The organism is Pseudovibrio japonicus (assembly GCF_014651595.1).
GTDB classification, from domain to species: domain Bacteria; phylum Pseudomonadota; class Alphaproteobacteria; order Rhizobiales; family Stappiaceae; genus Pseudovibrio; species Pseudovibrio japonicus.
Map to the genome: position 1 here is coordinate 359717 of NZ_BMXE01000001.1, position 18236 is coordinate 377952.

13 protein-coding genes are annotated in these 18236 nt (G+C 51.2%); 11 read left to right on the forward strand and 2 right to left on the reverse strand.

The window, feature by feature from the left end; translation table 11 throughout:
- The first annotated feature begins 272 nt into the window (after positions 1-272).
- The 3 genes from flgF to fliI are packed head-to-tail and all read left to right on the forward strand — an operon-like array spanning position 273 to position 3022.
- Positions 273-998: a flagellar basal-body rod protein FlgF gene (gene flgF / locus IE076_RS01545; RefSeq protein ID WP_189434741.1), complete on the forward strand. Its 726-nt coding sequence runs from the start codon at positions 273-275 to the stop codon at positions 996-998.
- Positions 998-1687 carry a hypothetical protein gene (locus IE076_RS01550; RefSeq protein WP_189434743.1) on the forward strand — a complete coding sequence of 230 codons (690 nt, stop codon included), beginning with the start codon at positions 998-1000 and terminating at the stop codon, positions 1685-1687. The genes flgF and IE076_RS01550 overlap by 1 nt, the downstream gene beginning before the upstream one ends.
- A gap of 18 nt (positions 1688-1705) precedes the next feature.
- On the forward strand, positions 1706-3022 hold the full coding sequence (gene fliI / locus IE076_RS01555; protein WP_189434745.1) for a flagellar protein export ATPase FliI: 1317 nt from the start codon (positions 1706-1708) through the stop codon (positions 3020-3022).
- A 58-nt stretch (positions 3023-3080) separates the two neighbouring features.
- Here the strand turns inward: fliI and IE076_RS01560 are convergent, their stop codons facing one another.
- Entirely contained in the window at positions 3081-3755 is a 675-nt protein-coding gene (locus IE076_RS01560) for a response regulator transcription factor (RefSeq protein WP_189434747.1), read from the reverse strand.
- Between the two features lie 754 nt (positions 3756-4509).
- Here IE076_RS01560 and IE076_RS01565 point away from each other — a divergent pair.
- The 3 genes from IE076_RS01565 (at position 4510) to IE076_RS01575 (ending at position 12491) form a co-directional block, all read left to right on the forward strand.
- The gene (locus IE076_RS01565) at positions 4510-5826 is read left to right on the forward strand and encodes a UDP-glucose dehydrogenase family protein (protein WP_189434748.1); all 1317 of its coding nucleotides are present in this window, start codon (positions 4510-4512) and stop codon (positions 5824-5826) included.
- Positions 5827-6113: 287 nt separating this feature from the next.
- Positions 6114-8039, forward strand: coding sequence for an autotransporter assembly complex protein TamA (locus tag IE076_RS01570; RefSeq protein WP_209008750.1), 1926 nt, complete (start codon positions 6114-6116; stop codon positions 8037-8039).
- A 51-nt stretch (positions 8040-8090) separates the two neighbouring features.
- A complete protein-coding gene (locus IE076_RS01575; protein ID WP_189434750.1) occupies positions 8091-12491 on the forward strand; it encodes a translocation/assembly module TamB domain-containing protein in 4401 nt (1466 codons plus the stop codon).
- On the opposite strand, the gene IE076_RS01580 is transcribed toward IE076_RS01575, so the two are convergent.
- The gene (locus tag IE076_RS01580) at positions 12488-13504 is read right to left on the reverse strand and encodes an Ldh family oxidoreductase (RefSeq protein ID WP_189434752.1); all 1017 of its coding nucleotides are present in this window, start codon (positions 13502-13504) and stop codon (positions 12488-12490) included. The two genes, IE076_RS01575 and IE076_RS01580, sit on opposite strands and share 4 nt — an antisense overlap.
- A 463-nt stretch (positions 13505-13967) precedes the next feature.
- Here IE076_RS01580 and IE076_RS01585 point away from each other — a divergent pair, with 463 nt between their 5' ends.
- The 5 genes from IE076_RS01585 to IE076_RS01605 all read left to right on the forward strand — a co-directional run bounded on the left by IE076_RS01585 (position 13968) and on the right by IE076_RS01605 (position 18217).
- Complete coding sequence (locus tag IE076_RS01585; protein ID WP_189434754.1) at positions 13968-15443, forward strand: NAD-dependent succinate-semialdehyde dehydrogenase; 1476 nt, start codon at positions 13968-13970, stop codon at positions 15441-15443.
- 66 nt (positions 15444-15509) lie between these two features.
- Positions 15510-16058 (forward strand): GNAT family N-acetyltransferase, encoded by a 549-nt coding sequence (locus IE076_RS01590; protein WP_189434756.1) that lies wholly within the window; start codon positions 15510-15512, stop codon positions 16056-16058.
- A gap of 93 nt (positions 16059-16151) precedes the next feature.
- Positions 16152-16655, forward strand: a complete 504-nt coding sequence (locus IE076_RS01595; protein ID WP_189434758.1) for a class I SAM-dependent methyltransferase — start codon at positions 16152-16154, stop codon at positions 16653-16655.
- A gap of 316 nt (positions 16656-16971) precedes the next feature.
- Positions 16972-17550, forward strand: a complete 579-nt coding sequence (locus tag IE076_RS01600) for a YceI family protein (RefSeq protein ID WP_189434760.1) — start codon at positions 16972-16974, stop codon at positions 17548-17550.
- A 97-nt stretch (positions 17551-17647) separates the two neighbouring features.
- Entirely contained in the window at positions 17648-18217 is a 570-nt protein-coding gene (locus IE076_RS01605; RefSeq protein ID WP_189434761.1) for a cytochrome b, read from the forward strand.
- The last annotated feature ends 19 nt before the right edge of the window (positions 18218-18236 follow it).

The following is an 18236-nucleotide window of genomic DNA, read 5'->3' on the forward strand; positions in this document are numbered from 1 at the left end:
AGCGAGGCTTACTTGTCCGAAACTGGCGTGAAGAAATTCAGATCGCCACATATCCAGCTACAGGTTCAGACAAGCCATCTGAAGCATTCTCTTGTCGTATTTGAGTGTAGACAAGTTTGTTATGATCGACACAACAGTGCAGTACGCTATGTCCACCATAGCCTGAGTACCTCCGCGAGATACTCAGCCATGGATCATCTGGTCACCTGCCGAGCACTCCGTTTTGAGCAACAAACCTTCACCAACAAGTCGTTCGGACCTGGAGCATAAACATGATTGTATCTTCTCTTTACGTCTCCCTTTCCGGGCAGATGGCGCTGGAACGCAGACTTGATACCGTTGCACGAAATGTAGCCAATATGGAAACTGCGGGTTATCGCGCGGATGAGGTCAAGTTCGACAGTCTTGTAAAACGCCCGGGGCAAGATCCGGTGTCCTTTGCATCGACTGGAGAAACCTACATCTCAAGAGAAGCAGGAGCCGTCAAACAAACCGGCAACTCGCTTGATGTAGCGATTGAAGGCAAGGGCTGGCTGGGGGTGCAAACCGGAAATGGCGTAGCCTATACTCGTGATGGTCGCTTCCAGATCGGAACCGACGGTATTCTCAGAAGTATCGAAGGCAACCCAATCCTCGACAGTGGCAATGCTCCCATAATCCTCGACCCACTAGGTGGTGCACCAGAGATTGCCAAGGACGGCTCAATCTATCAGGAAGATCGCCAAGTTGGGGTTCTCGGCCTCTTCTCCATTCCTGAAGATGCAAAACTAAGCCGGGCAGGCAATTCAGCGGTCATACCTGATGCATTGGCAGAACCGGTGCAGGATTTTGCAGAGAACGGCTTTGTTCAGGGATTTGTTGAGGGATCCAATATCAATCCAATCTCGGAAATCACCAAGCTCATTACCATCACGCGCGCATTTGAAAGCACAAACTCGATGATGCAGAGCGTGGAGAGCATTCGCCAGCAGACAATTCGTAAGCTCGGAGAGAGCTGATGGCAGTCAATCCAGTTCAATCAATTTCTGGTGGCTCTGAACAGAACCGTACCCACGGTGCGTCCAGCAACGCAAAGACCTCTACCGCTGAGCCGTTTAGCCTCGGGGAGCTGCTGGATATCGTGAACCCGCTGCAGCACATCCCCGGTGTCAATACACTCTACCGCGCAATCACAGGTGATGAAGCTTCCGTTCGCTCCCGTGTGGCAGGGAGTTCTTTGTACGGGATGGTTGGCGGGCCCTTGGGAATGGCCGGACTTGTTGCCGGTAACCTTGCAGAGATGAAGATCTCTGGTGTGCTGGATGCGGAAAAGGCACAGACTGAAAGCTCAACAGCAGTGAACATTATTGAGCGAAAGATCAGCCCGGCACCCCACTTGCCAGAGCCTGCAGCGGATATGGCCTCTTCTTTACAACGAGGCATACCAATCCTGCCGGTGCAATCTGGAGATATCCCACCGCTGTTTGGAAATGTTGCATCTCATCAAGGGATCTCCATGGGGCAAGAAGACATGTTTCTCGAAGCTCTGTCTAGTCACAGCGAGCGCAATGAGGTGACTGAGGCTGACGATGACACCGCAACCTTGCCAAACGTTGAGAAGCTCTCTCTGGATGCACGAAACCTACTGTCTGAGGACCTTCTCAAGCAGTTACAAGAGCGGCATCGCAAGACAATTGCACACAGCTAATACTTCAAAAGGTTGTTTATGACCGCCCTTGAGCGCATTCAAGAACTTACCACCCAAATTCCAACCAGTTCGTGGAATATTGAGATCAGCGGAACCCTCTGCGAGGTCACTCCTAACCACCTTCGCGTTAAGGGGCTTTCCGGCGGCGTCAATCTGGGCGACCAGGTCTCCTACAAGAGCAACAACGGCGAAGAATTCGCGGAGGTCATCCGCATTGAGCCCAATAGCGTGCTTGTGAAGCCTTATGCCTCCAGATCAGACGTTGGACTTGGCATCAAGGTTAAGCGCTGTGGGGAGCTGAGTTTTTATCCCGACAATTCCTGGCGCGGTCGGATCATCAACGCTTTTGGGCACCCTATCGACAACCTTGGACCTATGGCAGAAGGGCCCGCGGCTGCCTCTTTCGACAGACTTCCCCCTCCCCCCGTGCATCGTGCCCGTGTCAAAGATACTGCTTTGACCGGGGTCCGGGTTCTTGATCTCTTTACCCCGATCTGCCATGGGCAGCGCCTTGGTATTTTCGCGGGCTCTGGTGTTGGAAAATCAACGCTGCTCTCCATGATCGCACGAAGTAACTCTTTCGATACAGTTGTGATTGGTCTGATTGGTGAGCGCGGCCGCGAGGTACGAGAATTTGTGGAAGAGACACTTGGTGATCAACTCTCCAAGTCCGTGGTGGTGGTCGCGACTGGCGATGAAAGCCCGATGATGCGTCGACTTGCACCCAAGACAGCGATGACGGTGGCGGAACACTTCCGAGATCAGGGACAATCCGTGTTGCTGGTCGTTGATAGCGTTACACGATACGCTCACGCCCTGCGCGATGTTGCACTAGCAGCGGGAGAACCAGCCCTTTCGCGTGGCTATCCTCCAAGCGTTTTTTCTGAACTTCCTCTGCTGCTGGAGCGTGCTGGTCCCGGCGTTGAAGGTAGCGGCATGATGACTGCCATCTTCTCGGTGCTGGTTGACGGCGATGACCATAACGATCCGGTTGCTGACAATATCCGAGGTCTTCTGGACGGCCACGTGGTTCTGGACCGGCATATTGCCGAGGAAGGTCGTTATCCTGCTGTGAACGTGTTGGGCTCGATCTCGCGCCTTGCACAGAGTTGCTGGTCGCCTCAGGAGCGTGATCTCATTATGAAGCTTAAGGCGATGATCGCGAAATTTGAGGATACCAAGGACCTGCGCACTATGGGCGGATATAAGGAAGGCGTCGATCCGTTCCTTGATCAGGCTATCGAGATTTCCCCCAAGGTATACAATGCGCTTGTCCAGGGGTTGGACGCACCTTCAAGTCAGGACGCCTTCGCTGAACTTGCACAGCTTTTGTGAGGTGGGGCCGGAGAGCGTCAAACAACAAAAAAGGCTGCATAAGCAGCCTTTTTTGTTGTTACAGCGAATTGATAATGTAGCCAAGGTAGCGTTTTGAATCGATGGGGTCGTACCCCATTTGACTACGCAGCTTTTTCCTCAGCTTACTTATGTGGCTTTCAATGACATTCTCGTCAACTTCGCTCTCAAATATACCGTAGACGAAGTTGTAGATCTGAGTCTTTGTAAGACGTCGGCCATTGTTTTGTGCAAGATACTCAAGAATACGACGCTCTCTGCGCGGCAGCGCCAATGTCTTCCCGTTTATTTCGGGATCCCTCCCATCGAAAAACACAGTTAAACCACCAAGCTCGACATTGATGCTCTGGTTTGTTGTTCTCCGCTTAATTGCGTTTACACGCGCAAGTATTTCTTGCGGATGTACTGGCTTTCGAACAACATCATCTACGCCAGCAGCAAAAAGTTTCAGCGTCTGCTCAAGAGCCGGGCTGCTATTGAGAACCAATACCGGCTTTTGAGTGCACCTGCGGCGTATGATCTGCGGGAAGTTTTCCCTCTCTCCAATCTCGCCGATCAAAATTGCCTCGACGGCCTCAAATTCAGTCTCAGGCGCAGTATTTAACCAATCCCGAAAATCATCCGGGCTAAAGCCACTTGTCGAAATACCTTCTCGCTCAAATCCTGATGCATACCCATCGGTCACAAGCCGTTGTTCATCAACAATTAAATACATCACCCCAACCTATTCATTCCAAAATGAATACACTGCTGGTAAATCAGAGAAACGCTTCCTGTCAATTTCTCATAAAGTTTTTTTACAGTCCAGACCAAGTAAAAGCATAAGACAAACTATAGTAATTATAATAGAAAATAAAAATAAATTTTACTTTGAATTTTAATTTAATGCAAATTACGGGTGCTAAAAACTGCCATTTTTCGAATTCTGCGAGATGCGAAACTCTATTTTCAATACCTCGATTTTTCATACCGTGATATTTTAAGGGCATATTTTTGCCACATATTCACCACAAATAAGTTCGCGTTAAGCGCGAAAATTCCTTGGGATAAACTATTTGCAGTTTTAAGTTTGCTCATGACGCTGCAAGGAGTAGAATCGAAAAAAGGTCTTAAATCGGAGAAAACATCGCGTATTATTACGTACGAATGCAATTGTAGTTCCGATGTGGATTTATGGAATATGCTCCGTTAACCAATCAATTCTTAGTAGGCATCATTTACCTACTTCAAAATTGAATTAATTCTCCTAGAACTTTAGATAATTAAGATTGCAATACTCTCTAATACTGATCGCACTCGGGTTCCAATATGCGCGCAAACTGCTTCTCTTCTTAGGATCAGATCTGCAGCTAACAGGTGGACATATTTAACTTTTGGATGAGTTTCATCTCAGGTTATGTACTATTGCGTTTCGACCCAAATAAACCTATTTGCACATCCAAAAGAAATCGGCTCGTGCAGGAGACACAATGTTAATCACGGTAATAGGCAGCGGCTACGTTGGATTGGTTTCAGGCACGTGTTTTGCTGACTTTGGACACGACGTCATCTGCGTTGATAAAGCAGAAGACAAGATTGAGAAACTCAAGGGCGGCCAGATCCCAATTTACGAGCCGGGGCTGGAAGAGCTGGTGGCCAGCAATGTAAAAGCGGGCCGTTTAAGTTTCACAACTGAGCTGTCTGATGCTGTTCGCACGGCTGATGTTGTTTTCATTGCTGTTGGTACCCCTTCTCGCCGAGGCGACGGGCATGCTGACTTGAGCTATGTGTATGCCGCCGCAAAAGAGATTGCTGCTTCGCTTGATGGTTTCACAGTTGTTGTCACTAAATCAACGGTTCCGGTAGGCACCGGGGATGAAGTGGAACGTATTATTCGTGAAACCAATCCTGACGCAGACTTCGAGGTTGTTTCAAACCCTGAGTTTTTGCGAGAAGGAGCGGCGATCAATGACTTCAAACGTCCCGATCGTATCGTTGTAGGCTTGACCGATGAGCGGGCGAAGTCGGTGATGACAGAAGTCTATCGTCCTTTGTATCTCAACCGTGCTCCACTCGTATTCACCAGCCGTCGTACCTCTGAACTCATCAAATATGCCGGAAATGCTTTTTTGGCCATGAAGATCACCTTCATCAATGAGCTTGCCGATCTCAGTGAAGCTGTTGGTGCGGATGTTCAGGATGTTGCACGCGGTATCGGACTTGATAACCGTATTGGTGCGAAGTTCCTCAATGCAGGCCCGGGTTATGGTGGTTCCTGTTTCCCGAAGGACACTCTTGCCCTTGTTAAGACCGCTCAAGACCATTCCAGCCCGGTCCGCCTGATCGAGACCACTTGTTCCATCAATGATCAACGCAAACGCTCCATGTCCAAGAAAGTTGCGGAAGCTGTTGGTGGCGACGTGCGCGGTAAAAAAATCGCGGTGTTGGGTTTAACCTTCAAGCCAAACACGGACGACATGCGCGACAGCCCTGCCCTTTCCATTATCCAGGCTCTTCAAGATAAAGGGGCTGAAATCCACGCCTACGACCCGGAAGGTATGGACTCGGCTGCGCAACTCACGGAGCATGTTACATTTGGCAGTGACGCCTATGAGATTGCAAAGGATGCGCATGCTCTAGTGATCATTACAGAATGGAATGCATTCCGCGCACTCGATTTTGGCCGTCTGAAGAAAGATATGGCTGCCCCTGTCCTTGTGGATCTACGCAATATCTACGGTAAAGATGAGGTTGCCAAATATGGCTTCTCCTATACTTGCGTAGGCCGTCCTGATCAGGAAATATAGTTGATAAAGGCCCGGTAACGATTTCTTTTGCCGGGTTTTTTCCGCCTCCCGCACTCCATAACAAGTTTTTGGGTGATGTCACCGTAGAGGTGATAATTGCGGTTTGCTTTTGGCGTGCAAGTCATGCGAATTTTAAGTATGACGTGGGCAGATTCTCTCAGGGCTAATCCCAGGAGCTCTCTTCGCCGAGAACCGACCGCGTTTTTGAGGATTGTGGGAGCCATTTTCAGTTGCTTCACAAGCAGAAATGTAAACAAGACTACGTTGCCTCTGGGTGCCCGTGGACTGTGAAGGTTCCGCGCGCTCTTGCCTTGCTCGTGTGCCTGTTTTTCTCGGTTGCCACTGTCTCCAAAGTTCATGCATTCGAGCTGTTTGGCTATCACCTTTGGGGTGAAAAATCCGAGGATACAGAGGATACTCTTGCCGGTGTACCAGATCCCACACCTTATCGCGTTGATTTCCATGTTGTGGGTGAAGATGACAAGCGTCCGAGCAAGATCGAGAAAGAGCTGCAATCCGTAAGCCTTCTGGTGCAAGATATCGATGATCTCCCCTCGGGAGCCAGTGGCACACTTGCCCGCGCAACGCAGGACTTTCAGCGCCTGATCGGCAAGCTATATGAAGATGGCTATTACGGTGCTTTGGTTCAGATCGCCGTAGAAGGTATGCCCCTCAATCAGGTTATTGTGCATCCTGAAAAAATCACCGAACGTCCTATTCCTATCACAGTAGAGATCACCCAAGGGCCCCAGTTTACTTTTGGCGCGGCGGACGTAACCTATGAGGGCCCGGCGACGAACAATGGGCTTGACCTACCGACCGCGGAGAAACTTGGTCTCATAGAAGGGGAACCCGCGCTATCAGCTAAAGTGCTGGACGCGGAGAGTAATGCTGTCGATTTTCTAAAGGACAACGGCTACCCATTTGCGCGGGTTAGCAACAGGCAATTGTTAGCTAATCACGCCAGCCAGACCCTTAAAGTCAAACTAGATATTGTCAGCGGCGCCTATGCGCTTTTCGGGCCTGTTTCTGTGACAGGCACGGAAGAAATGGATCCGGACTTTGTTCGCACCTATGCAAACCTTCCGCGCGGCGAGCAGTGGGATGCAAAAGTTATTTCACGGGCGCAAAAAAGACTGCGCGATTTGGAAGTTTTCTCCAGTATTCGCTTTGAACCTGCGGGTGAGATCGACCCGAACGGTGAGTTGCCGATTACGATCATCGTGGCTGAGAGACCGAAGAAGGTTTTTGGTTTCGGCGCCAATTACTCCAGCAACGAGGGTATCGGTGTTGATGGGTATTGGCGACATCGCAATCTTTTTGGCAAAGCAGAACGACTTTCTCTCACGGGTTCAGTTGGTCAGCTGAATGCAGTCGACAATGAGCAGATCGAGTATGCTGCACGCCTCTCCTTCGAAAAGCCGGGGGTCATTGGTCCTTTAACCGCGTTTACGACCAGCGTTGCGGCCGTTCAGGAGAATCCGGACAACTTTCGTAGTACCTCCCTTTCCTATGATGCCTACCTTTCGCGGGAGTTTACCAAAAATCTGGAAGCGAGGATCGGCGCAGAAGTCTATTTTGCCAATGAGCGGGATGTGTTTGGCCGCAACGATTACTTCCTCCTCGGAATACCGGCTGACATGACATACGACAGTCGTGAAGACACTTTGAACCCGACCAACGGCGTGTGGGCAAGGCTGTTTTTCGAACCGGCCTATGATGCTCTTGGGAACACCGAGAACCTGTACTCCCGTGGTTCCATTGCCAGTTACTACCCTATTGCTGGTGATGATCGTGTCGTGTTGGCAGGCCGTGTGTCTGCGGGCGCCATCATCGCTCCATCTGTACCGGCTGTGCCTGCTGCACGGCGTTTTTTCCTGGGCGGCGGCGGAACCATTCGTGGCTATGCTTATAAGAATGTTGGCCCACGCATCGATGACGAAGTTACAGGCGGGCGCAGTTTCTTCTTGCTCAACGGCGAAGTCAGGACAAGAATTACCGAAAACATTGGTCTTGTCGGCTTTATCGATGCAGGCGCTGCGTATCTAACGCAGTTCCCCAACTTCGATTTGCCTCTCAGTGTGGGTGTTGGCGGTGGAGTGCGCTATTTCACACCTGTTGGCCCATTGCGACTGGATGTAGGTGTACCACTTCAGCCTAAGCGAAATGACCCGCCCTTGGCGCTCTATATTGGTTTAAGTCAGGCCTTCTAATTTGTGCGGCCTTCATGAGCCGCCGATACGCAGAGAAAGATTATCGAGCGAATGCAACTGGTTCGACGCATCACTACGATCCTTGGCAAGGTACTGGCCCTTCTTCTTGTGCTGGTGCTGGTGATCTATGCGGGGCTGGTTGTGGCCAGTAGCTTTAATCAAGGTCGCCAGCTACTTGGGACAACACTTAGCTCACTTCTGCCAGATGTTACAATCGAACAGCCCCGTCTTACTGTTTCAGGCAATTTGCTTGCGAAAGGCATTTATCTGTCTGATCAGGGTGGCTCCTGGCTCGAGATTCATGATGCAGCTGTTCGGTGGTCACCACTTGCGCTCATAACCAGGTCGCTTAATGTCCAGGAGTTATCAGCGCAGCGAGTTGGTCTTAGCCGCTTGCCCGCATCAGCTGAAAGTCCAGAGCCAGACGATACCAGTGCAACGGGACTTGCGCTTCCTTTCAGTTCAATCCAGCTGCAACAACTGAACATCGAAGAAGTGGCGCTGCCCGCTTCACTTGCAGGGATGCCTGCGCAGTTTTCTGTCACCGGAACAGCAAGTTATTCAAGTTCGCCCGACACAATTTCAGGTGCCCTCAACGTCACTCGGTCTGGCGCGGTTCAAGGATCGGCAAATCTTGAGGTGGATTTTGATCCAACGGATGGTGTGGTCAATTTCCGGGCCATGGTCTCTGAAGCGGCCAATGGACTTGTGGCAAATCTTCTTGAGCTTGAGGACGCCCCCAGTTTTACACTGCAGATGGAAGGTGGCGGACCACTCTCAAACTGGTCTTCCTCACTACAGGTTGACCTGAATGATGTCCGGGCGATTGATGGCGATGTTACTCTTTCACAATCCGGAGCACAGAAGTTTCTGACCACCCGTCTGTCAGGTGAGCTGGACCAGTTTCTCCCTGCCTCGGTTACGAGCCTCTTTTCTGGACAAACCCTATGGTTTGCAAGTGCTTCGCTCAATGAGAACTATGTCCCGCTCACAGCTAATGCGAGGCTTTCAACGGGAGCGATCACCGCCCAGCTGGAAAACACCTACGCTGTTGACGGTAAGGTTCTAGACGCAAAGGCACAGATTCAGACGGTTGCAAACAACAGCGAGCCACTTGTTCTGCGGGGCGGCACTCAAATTGTTCAACTTGGTGCGCTGACGATCAATGCTTCAGCCTCCGGCCCTCTCGAGAACCTGGACTGGGATTTATCTGCGCAGTTCAGCCAAGTGGAGACGCACGACGTCGATGTGGATGACATAAACCTTTCAGCAAGGGGTGAAGGCGCGCAATTTTCGGATCAGGACATGTCTGTCCCGATGGAGGTTAACCTTCGGGTGAGTGGGATTGACATACCTTCCTCTGCTGAAGATCAGCGCATCGATACTGCAACTCTCTCCCTTCAAGGGACAGCCTTCCCAATCCGGAAGGAACTAGACTTTTCTGAGCTTCATCTGGAAAGTGACGGGGCGAGAGCACACTTTGATATGATTGAAATCTCGCCTGAAAACGGGCGCGCAAAGGGTGAACTTTCCTTGTCAGACCTGAGCGTTCTGTCTGCCTTAGTCGGGTACGAACTTAGTGGTTCTGTTGAGACCAGTTTCTCGCTCCTTGCAGATTTTGATCAAATGTCTGGTGAGATCGACCTATCTGGGTCCAGCAATCGCGTGAGCCTGCAAAATGAGAGTGTTGATCGAGTCCTTGGTTCATTGAGCCAGTTCTCAGCGAAACTTTCGGCGACGGTGGATACATCTGACCTTCTTTCCTCAACAGGTCATCTGGACAGGCTCACTTTCGATAACACCTTTGGACAGATTGAAGCTCATGGCACGTTGCAGGATCGTCAGGTGGACGGGGCTCTTACCGCGCAGGTCGAGCGGCTGGATCTACTGGATCCCCGAGTGGTTGGTGCGTTAAATGCCAGTGGCACGGTCTCCGGTGATGTCTCTGCCCCGGATGTAACGTTGAAGGTGCGGGCTGACCGCGTTGAGATGGATGGCACGCCATTGGAGCAGTTGCAGCTTTCGGCTGACGGAACGCTTTCTGAAACCACTCCTAATGCGGATATTGATCTTTCTGGCATGTTTGAAGGTCAAGCGCTTATCGGCAAGTTCAAGCTGGTTAGCGAGGCCGATAAGCTATCGATCCCCACACTGGATTTTGAGTTTGGCGGGAACTCGCTCACCGGTCATGCCCAGATCCCTGAGATTGCGCAGCTTCCGGAAGGTCTTGTCGGGCAGTTCACCATTGAGGCCAATGATCTGAGTACGCTCTCACCCTTGGTTTTGACAGAGATCGACGGCTCTGCTCAGGGGCACCTTGACATTCAGCAGGATGGCGGGGATGCGCGGATCAAGTTTGATCTGACTGCAGACGGGCTGCGTTTTGAGCAAAGTTCCATTAGCTCATTTGTTGCTGAAGGCTGGATCGACAAGCCCTTCATGCGGCCAGCGGCTAACGCGAATATCACTCTTGATGGTGTTGAGATTGAAGGTATGAACCTGCGATCTTTGACCATGAATGCCACGCCGGTTGAGGGCAACACAGCCAATGCCGTGGCTACGGGGTTTTCTATTGAAGCTGACTTTGCTGAGAATAACGACAAGATACAAAGTACAGGGATGGTGCAAGCCGTTCCGGATGGCGTCGTTCTGACACTGAGCACTCTAGAGGGCATCTACAAAGGCATACAGACAAATCTGAGGCAGCCAGCTACGATCTCTTTGCTTGAAGACCGAACTTCTGTCACTCCTTTTGAACTGGCACTGGGCAATGGTACACTGCGGGTTACCGGGAGCAACACTGGTGAACTGGATATCAGTGCGGAAATGATGCAGCTGCCACTTTCGCTTGCAAATGCTTTTGTCTCTGATCTTGACCTGGCGGGAACGCTGAATGGATCTGCGCGCGTGTCCGGAACAAAAGAGGCGCCTCAGGCCAACTGGCAGATTGTTCTTGATGGCTTTTCGGCAAAACCGCTTGCCGATAATCGCATTCTCCCGATTCAGATTGAAAACTCGGGCTCCTTTGCCGCAAACCAGATTGACCAGCAGACAATTGTGAGCAACGGATCGGGCCTGAATGTCCAGAGTTCGGGAACCATCAATCTGACTGGAGCTCAGGAGTTGTCCTTGACGACAACCGGTACTATTCCACTGGAAGTGGTGGGCGCCAAACTGATTGAGCAGAATCTGGGTGGTAGCGGTGGGTTCAGTCTCGATGGAACCGTTTCTGGTCCACTTAGAGATCCACAAGTTGCCATTGAGATTCGTCCAGTCGATCTGGTGACCACCCAGTTCTCGACAGGTATGACCCTCACTGATTATGCCGGGGCTATTCGGATCACGCGTCAGGAGATCGTGATTGATGCATTGGAAGCTAAGTTCAGTAACAACGGCACATTGAACCTTAATGGCACACTGGGTCTGGGCGCAGGTCTGCCTGCTCAGATAGAGCTGACTATCGACGGCGGGCGCTATATTGACGGGACATTTATCAGCGCGTTGATTGATGCAGACCTTCGTTTGCAGGGGTCTCTTGCAGATGCTGGGTCACCACCTTCCATTGAAGGCAATGTAACCATCAATCAGGCTGATATCGAGATACCGAGTTCGTTTAACTCCAGCATCAATCCAGTGATTGTGCGCCATCTGAACGCACCTAAACCTGTGCTTGAGCAAGCCGAAATCCTAGCTCAGGATGAAGGGCGAGATACGGAACAAGAGAACGAGCAACCAAGCGCTCTTATGATGGCCAATCTGAATGTGGATGTGGAAGCTGATGGCAAAATCTTCATACGCGGACGGGGCGTTAATGCAGAGGCTGGTGGCTCTTTGAATATTGGTGGCACACTCAGCGATGTCAGGACCGTTGGCGCCTTTTCACTGGTGCGCGGGCGGATTGACATTCTCTCAAAACGGCTAACGCTCAGTCGCGGCAATGTAACATTCAGCGGACCGCTCGTCCCCCGGCTTGATTTTGCAGCAACGACAACCTCTGGCACTACGGAAATAACTGTTTTGGTGAGTGGACCTGCCGATATGCCATCGGTCGACTTCACCTCTGTGCCAAGTTTGCCGAGTGACGAAGTGCTCTCACAGCTGTTATTTGGGGAGTCTGTCGATGACCTTTCACCATTTCAGTTGGCAAACCTTGCCAGCGCGATTTCGACGCTCACAGGCGGAACCGGTATTGAGGGACCGTTGGGCACCCTGCGCAATCTTTTGGGTGTTAGCGACATTGACATCAACTTTGATGCCGCCGGAAACCCGGAACTAGCTGTCGGTGGTTATGTAAGTGAGAGGGTATATCTGGGCGTCACGCAAGAGGCAACGACCGGTGACAACTCAGCGGCCGTTGATATTGATGTGACCAAGTTCTTGAAGCTTCGCGGACAAGCCGGCTCTGACGGGGATGCCAAAGCCGGTTTTTATTACGAGCGTGAGTACGATTAAACCGGCAGCCCAGCCAGCCGCATCGCTTCCTGATAGATTGGACGAGGCAGATTGATGCCAGACTGTTTTGCTTTGGCGCGCGCTATTAGGCGGGATGTTCCCGGCAGGCGTGCGCCCTGCTCCGATTCAATGGCGCTAACCAAGGTATGCATCCGCTCAGAAAAGCCTCCACCAGAGACCAGATTGGCATCGATTGCGAGAATAACCTGACCGAGATCAGGGGCATCGCCCTCCCCGGAGAACAGGCTTGAGGCTTCAAATCCGAAAGCCGAGCCGCACAGGCCTGCGGCAAGGATCTCGATCATCATTGCCAGAGCGGCGCCTTTCGCCTCGCCAATCGGGATCATGGTTCCCTCAAGAGCTGCATCCGCGTCTGTAGTCGGTTGTCCTTCTTTATCCAACGACCAACCTTCCGGAATGGATTTGCCAGCACGCTGTGCGGCCATGATCTTTCCGCGGGCAACACGAGAAAGAGCCAGATCAATCACAAGCGGATCAGCGTCTCCATTGGGCGCTGCAAAGGCGATTGGGTTGGTGCCGAACATGGGGTTCTTGCCGCCAAATGCAGCAATGGCCTTTGGGGCATTGCCAAAGACCAGAGCGATCTTTCCTTCCCGTGCCAGCCGTTCGCAATGGGCACCAGCCTGCCCGAAATGGTGGGAATGGCAGATTGCACTGAGGGCCAGTCCGTTTTGCCCGGAGGCCTCCTTCAGGAACGGCATAGCAACTTCAATTGCAGGATAGGCAAACCCAAATTTGGCATCGACACGTTGAACAACCGGTGTGATGCACCGCGCTTCCGGTTTGGCAAAACCGTCCACTTTCCCAGATCTGGTTTGCGCGGTGTAGGACGGAATTCTGGACAGGCCGTGCCCTGCCTGACCATCAGCTTCCGCATTTACCAGCGCCTGAGCAACAATCTGTGCATTTGCGGGATCGGTTTTGTTTGCAGACAAGGCATCGATGGTGAGTTTACGTGCTTCTTCTAAGGAGAGATTGACCGTGTCTGACATGGGGGTATCCTTCGCAATTCGAGTTGTTTTTCAGCAGGTCGCTCCTGACATATTTTACAGGTCGGCACAATTGCTATGTGATGCTAATTGTCGGCGATATTTATGGGCGCAATATTTGGGGGGCTCAGGGATCCGCTTTTTCGACAGGAATTGGAGTTCGTGCGCGTTTACCGGAATGACATCATTCCAGATTTTTCCGGTCTCCACATCTGTGCGGGAGCTCCCGTAAAGGCTTATAACTGCGCCAGTTTTTGTTCTCATCGCGAACGGTTGAGAAAGAGACAATTAATCGAACGTTCAAATTGCATTGCAGAATGGCTCAATCTTTGCAAATCCTATCGGAAACAGGTGTTATTCCCGGATCTGCCACTTATATGTGTAGATTAGATAACGCCATTCTCACGTCTTGCTTCCCAATCTCTCCCCATTGCCTCGCGGGATTTTACTTCATCAGGAGATACTCATGACTTCCACAGTCTCACCAACCAAAGATATTCCGCTCCTTCGTGAAGCCTGCCTCATAGGAGGAAAGTGGGTCAGCGGAGACGAGAGTAATTCGATCTCGGTGAACAACCCGGCCACCGGAGCCATCATCGGACGCGTCCCCCGGTTCGGGCGGCCTGAGACAGCAGAAGCGATTAGTGCTGCTCACGCTGCGTTTAAAATCTGGTCCAAGATGACAGCTGTAGAGCGCTGCAATTTGATGCTGGCCTGGGCAGATCTGATTAGTGAAAACCAGCATGACCTTGCCCGGTTGCTGACCATCGAAATGGGCAAGCCTCTGGCTGAGTCCATGGGCGAAGTGGCAATTACGGCCAACTACATTCGCTTCTTTGCTGAAGAAGGCAAGCGAGTTTATGGCGACGTGATCCCTTCCCCGTGGAAGGACCGCCGTATCATGGTGACCAAAGAGCCTTTGGGTGTTGTTGGTGCCATTACGCCGTGGAACTTCCCAAGCTCCATGCTGGGACGCAAGCTGGCAGCTGCGCTGGGGTCCGGCTGTACGGTTGTTGCCAAGCCAGCAAGCCAGACACCTTATTCTGCTTTGATCCTTGGTGAACTTGCCGAGAAAGCAGGCATCCCAGTAGGCGTGATCAACATTATCACCGGTTCTGCTGCGCAAATTGCCGATGAAATGTGTGAAAACGAGAAAGTTCGTAAGATCACCTTCACTGGTTCGACACCGGTCGGCAAACAGCTTGCCTCCAAAGCTTTGGCCAACATGAAGAAGGTCTCCATGGAGCTTGGCGGGAATGCGCCGTTTATCGTGTTTGACTCGGCTGATATTGATAAGGCGGTTGAAGGAGCAATTGCGTCCAAGTTCAGGAACTCTGGGCAGACCTGTGTGTGTGCGAACCGCATCTACGCTCAGGCTGGTATTTATGAGGAGTTTTCCGCAAAGCTGAAGGCGGCAATTGACGAGCAGCTTCGTGTTGGTGACGGTCTTGAGCCCGATGTTAATCAGGGTCCACTGATTGATGAGCATGCAGTTGCCAAAGTGGAAGAGCTGATCACCGATGCCGTAGAGAAAGGCGGCACCGTCGTTAGTGGCGGGAAGCGTGATGCGCAAGGCGGCAGTTTCTTTGAGCCAACGTTGCTCTTGAATGCGACACCGGACATGAAGGTTGCAAAGGAAGAAACATTTGGTCCGTTCGCACCTGTCTTCAAGTTCGAGAGTGAAGATGACGCGATCAGGATGGCCAATGATACCGAATATGGCCTTGCCTGCTACTTCTATAGTCAGGATCTGGGACAGACCTTCCGTGTGATGGAAGCGCTGGAATATGGCCTTGTAGGCGTGAACGAAGGCGTGATCACGACTGAGTACGCGCCGTTTGGCGGCTACAAAGACAGCGGTATGGGGAATGAAGGTTCCAAGTACGGCATCGATGATTACATCAACATCAAATACTCTTGCATTGGTGGCCTTGGCATTTAAAGCTTACTTTGAATATTGGGGGAGCCGGAGTGTTTATCTCTCCGGCTTTTTTTGGGGATTACTTTTGTGATTATAGAAGAAGAACGTTGTACAACCGCTCCAACACTTGAGGGCGAGCGCATCATTATGCGTGCTCACCAACCATCAGACTTTGATGCATGCTGCGAGTTGTGGGCAGAGCCTGAGGTGGTTCGCTACATTTCAGGCAAGCCTTCCAGCCGATCGGATACCTGGGGCCGGCTCCTTAAATATGCAGGTCACTGGAGCCTTTCCGGATTTGGGTATTGGGCGGTGATCGAGAAAAATAGCGGTGCGCTGATCGGCGACATCGGATTTGCCGACTTCAAACGTGAAATCAGCCCCAGTCTGGAGGGATTTGCAGAGGCTGGCTGGGTGACCTCTCCCAAGTTTCATGGCAAAGGTTATGCGAGAGAGGCTGTTGAGCTGAGCCTGTCTTGGTTGAAAAGGTCGAGACGCTTTCCTGAGGTTCATTGCATTATTGCACCAGAAAACACATCCAGCATCGGTCTTGCGGAGCGTGTTGGCTTCAAGAAATACACTGACGGGGTCTATATGGGGGAACCGACAGTTTTCATGAAGCAGAGCTTCGCCTAAGAAAGCAGGCCCAAGCAGCAATAGTCTGGTTGGGCTTGTTCATTTTCTGCGATCCTGTATATGCTTGGCCTAAAGATCCATGCAGGCAGACTTATGCAAAAATACGATAAAATCTACGCCAAGGACGAAAGTTACTTCGGCCATACCTCCAAGCAGTTTACGACGCTGTTCTCGAACCTGGACTTTGACACCGGAACCATTTTAGATCTGGGTGCGGGACAGGGGCGTGACGCGATCTTTCTTGCAAAGCGCGGTTACAATGTGATTGCTCTGGACAGTTCCAAAGTGGGGCTGGATCAGTTGCAGGAGCGCGTTGAAGCTGACAACCTGCCTATTGAAATTGTGCATGCCGATGCCTTAGGCTACACCCCACCTCAGGATCTTGATGCGATTATTGCTGACCGCTTTTTCCACGAGGTTCCAAGGACGGCGCGCGTTAAGCTTTTGCAGCGCATGCTCGGTCACCTGCGCGTGGGTGGATATATGCTGATTGCTGATGATAAAAGCGTTCTACCAAATCTGCGCGATACTTTGAAGAAAGAAAAATTCGAGGTTCTGCGCGACAAAAACGGCATCCTATTTACCTACAAGCCATGACGCAGCGTTGGAGGCGCGGACCTGTGCCTCCCTTCCCTACTTTCCATGAAGTCTATTTCCAGCCGATACCCACACACAAAAACGTGATGTAAAACCCTTATGGTTTTGCAGTTGTATCGGCCAGTTTTGCAATCTCCATTATGTTGCCACAGTAGCAACTCATTTTTACAGCAATGTTTTCCAAATTTAGCGATATTGCTGGGTTTCGCGCGATTGTCCACCTATGTTGAACAATGCGTTTAATTGCAATTTTCGGCACATCTGCCAATTGTTTGCCAAGCTTGAAATTTACAGTTCAACTTTATTGGAGATTACGATGAAATCAGTTCGCTTCGGAATGCTTGCAGTTGCAGCTTCTTTCATGGCTACGGCAGCAGTGGCTGAGCCAGTGGCCTACGACGTTGACATGTCCCACGCTAACCTTGCGTTTGACTACAACCACTTGGGTTACTCCACCACCGATGGTCGGTTCGCTGCATGGACCCCTACCCTGATCATTGATGAAGAGGTCCCTGCCAATTCCAAAGTGGACGTGGAGATTGACGTCACCTCCCTGAACACCTTCTGGGAAGCACGCGACAATCACCTTAAGAGCCCAGACTTCTTCGATGCTGAACAGTTCCCAACCGCGACATTCACATCCACCAAGGTTGAGAAGGTTGGCGATAACGAACTGGAAGTTACCGGTGACCTGACCATTCGCGACATCACTAAGCCAACCGTTTTGCACGTTGTCGTCAACCAGCTGGCTGAGCATCCAATGGCCAAGAAGAAGGCTGTTGGTCTGGATGCTTCCACAACCATCAAGCGCTCTGACTACGGCATGACCATGGCTCTTCCTTACGTGTCTGATGATGTGAACATCAACATCAGCTTTGAAGCGACCGTACAGTAATAGTTCTGGTCTGTCAGGTGCATGCATTGCTCTGACAACCTGATCGACTTTGGCGAAGGGGCGTGCCCGTCCCTTCCCTTGATCAAAGGGGCTGTCCATGATCAGAAACACCCGATCAGCTTATGGATACGTCACGATTTATCTGCACTGGACCATAGCTGCACTTATCATCGGTATGCTGGGCTTTGGCCTTTATATGGTTACGCTGCCGATCTTCGAGCCTGCAACCTACACTCTCTACCAGCTTCACAAGTCGGTTGGCTTTGTTGTTCTGGCGTTGGTTGCCCTGCGTCTTCTATGGAAAATTACGGGTATTACGCCGGATTTACCGGATAATACGCCTAGGTGGGAAAGGATTGCCGCATATCTGGGACACGTCAGTCTTTATGCTCTGATGTTGATCATGCCACTGACAGGATGGCTTCTGGTTTCAACAAGCCCGCTTGGCCTTCCGTCAGTTTTCTTTAACCTCTTTGAAATTCCGCATCTACCAGTTCCGGAGTTTTTGGGGCAAAAAGCAGAGATGTCCGAGTTTTTTACAGAAGTACATGGCTGGGCTGCGTATGCATTTATAGCGGTTATCCTTGTGCATGTCGGAGCTGCTCTTAAGCACTACTTTATTTACAAGAACAAAGTCTTACAGCGCATGCTGTCATTACAGGACTAGTCTGAGTATCCGGAGAAAA

What these genes read in the sequence shown, in the direction of transcription:
- IE076_RS01565 (WP_189434748.1), top strand. Translation starts at nt 4,510, where the DNA reads ATGTTAATCACGGTAATAGGCAGCGGCTACGTTGGATTGGTTTCAGGC.
- IE076_RS01585 (WP_189434754.1), top strand. Translation starts at nt 13,968, where the DNA reads ATGACTTCCACAGTCTCACCAACCAAAGATATTCCGCTCCTTCGTGAA.
- IE076_RS01580 (WP_189434752.1), bottom strand. Translation starts at nt 13,504, where the DNA reads ATGTCAGACACGGTCAATCTCTCCTTAGAAGAAGCACGTAAACTCACC.
- fliI (WP_189434745.1), top strand. Translation starts at nt 1,706, where the DNA reads ATGACCGCCCTTGAGCGCATTCAAGAACTTACCACCCAAATTCCAACC.
- IE076_RS01595 (WP_189434758.1), top strand. Translation starts at nt 16,152, where the DNA reads ATGCAAAAATACGATAAAATCTACGCCAAGGACGAAAGTTACTTCGGC.
- IE076_RS01605 (WP_189434761.1), top strand. Translation starts at nt 17,648, where the DNA reads ATGATCAGAAACACCCGATCAGCTTATGGATACGTCACGATTTATCTG.
- IE076_RS01550 (WP_189434743.1), top strand. Translation starts at nt 998, where the DNA reads ATGGCAGTCAATCCAGTTCAATCAATTTCTGGTGGCTCTGAACAGAAC.
- flgF (WP_189434741.1), top strand. Translation starts at nt 273, where the DNA reads ATGATTGTATCTTCTCTTTACGTCTCCCTTTCCGGGCAGATGGCGCTG.
- IE076_RS01600 (WP_189434760.1), top strand. Translation starts at nt 16,972, where the DNA reads ATGAAATCAGTTCGCTTCGGAATGCTTGCAGTTGCAGCTTCTTTCATG.
- IE076_RS01575 (WP_189434750.1), top strand. Translation starts at nt 8,091, where the DNA reads ATGCAACTGGTTCGACGCATCACTACGATCCTTGGCAAGGTACTGGCC.
- IE076_RS01560 (WP_189434747.1), bottom strand. Translation starts at nt 3,755, where the DNA reads ATGTATTTAATTGTTGATGAACAACGGCTTGTGACCGATGGGTATGCA.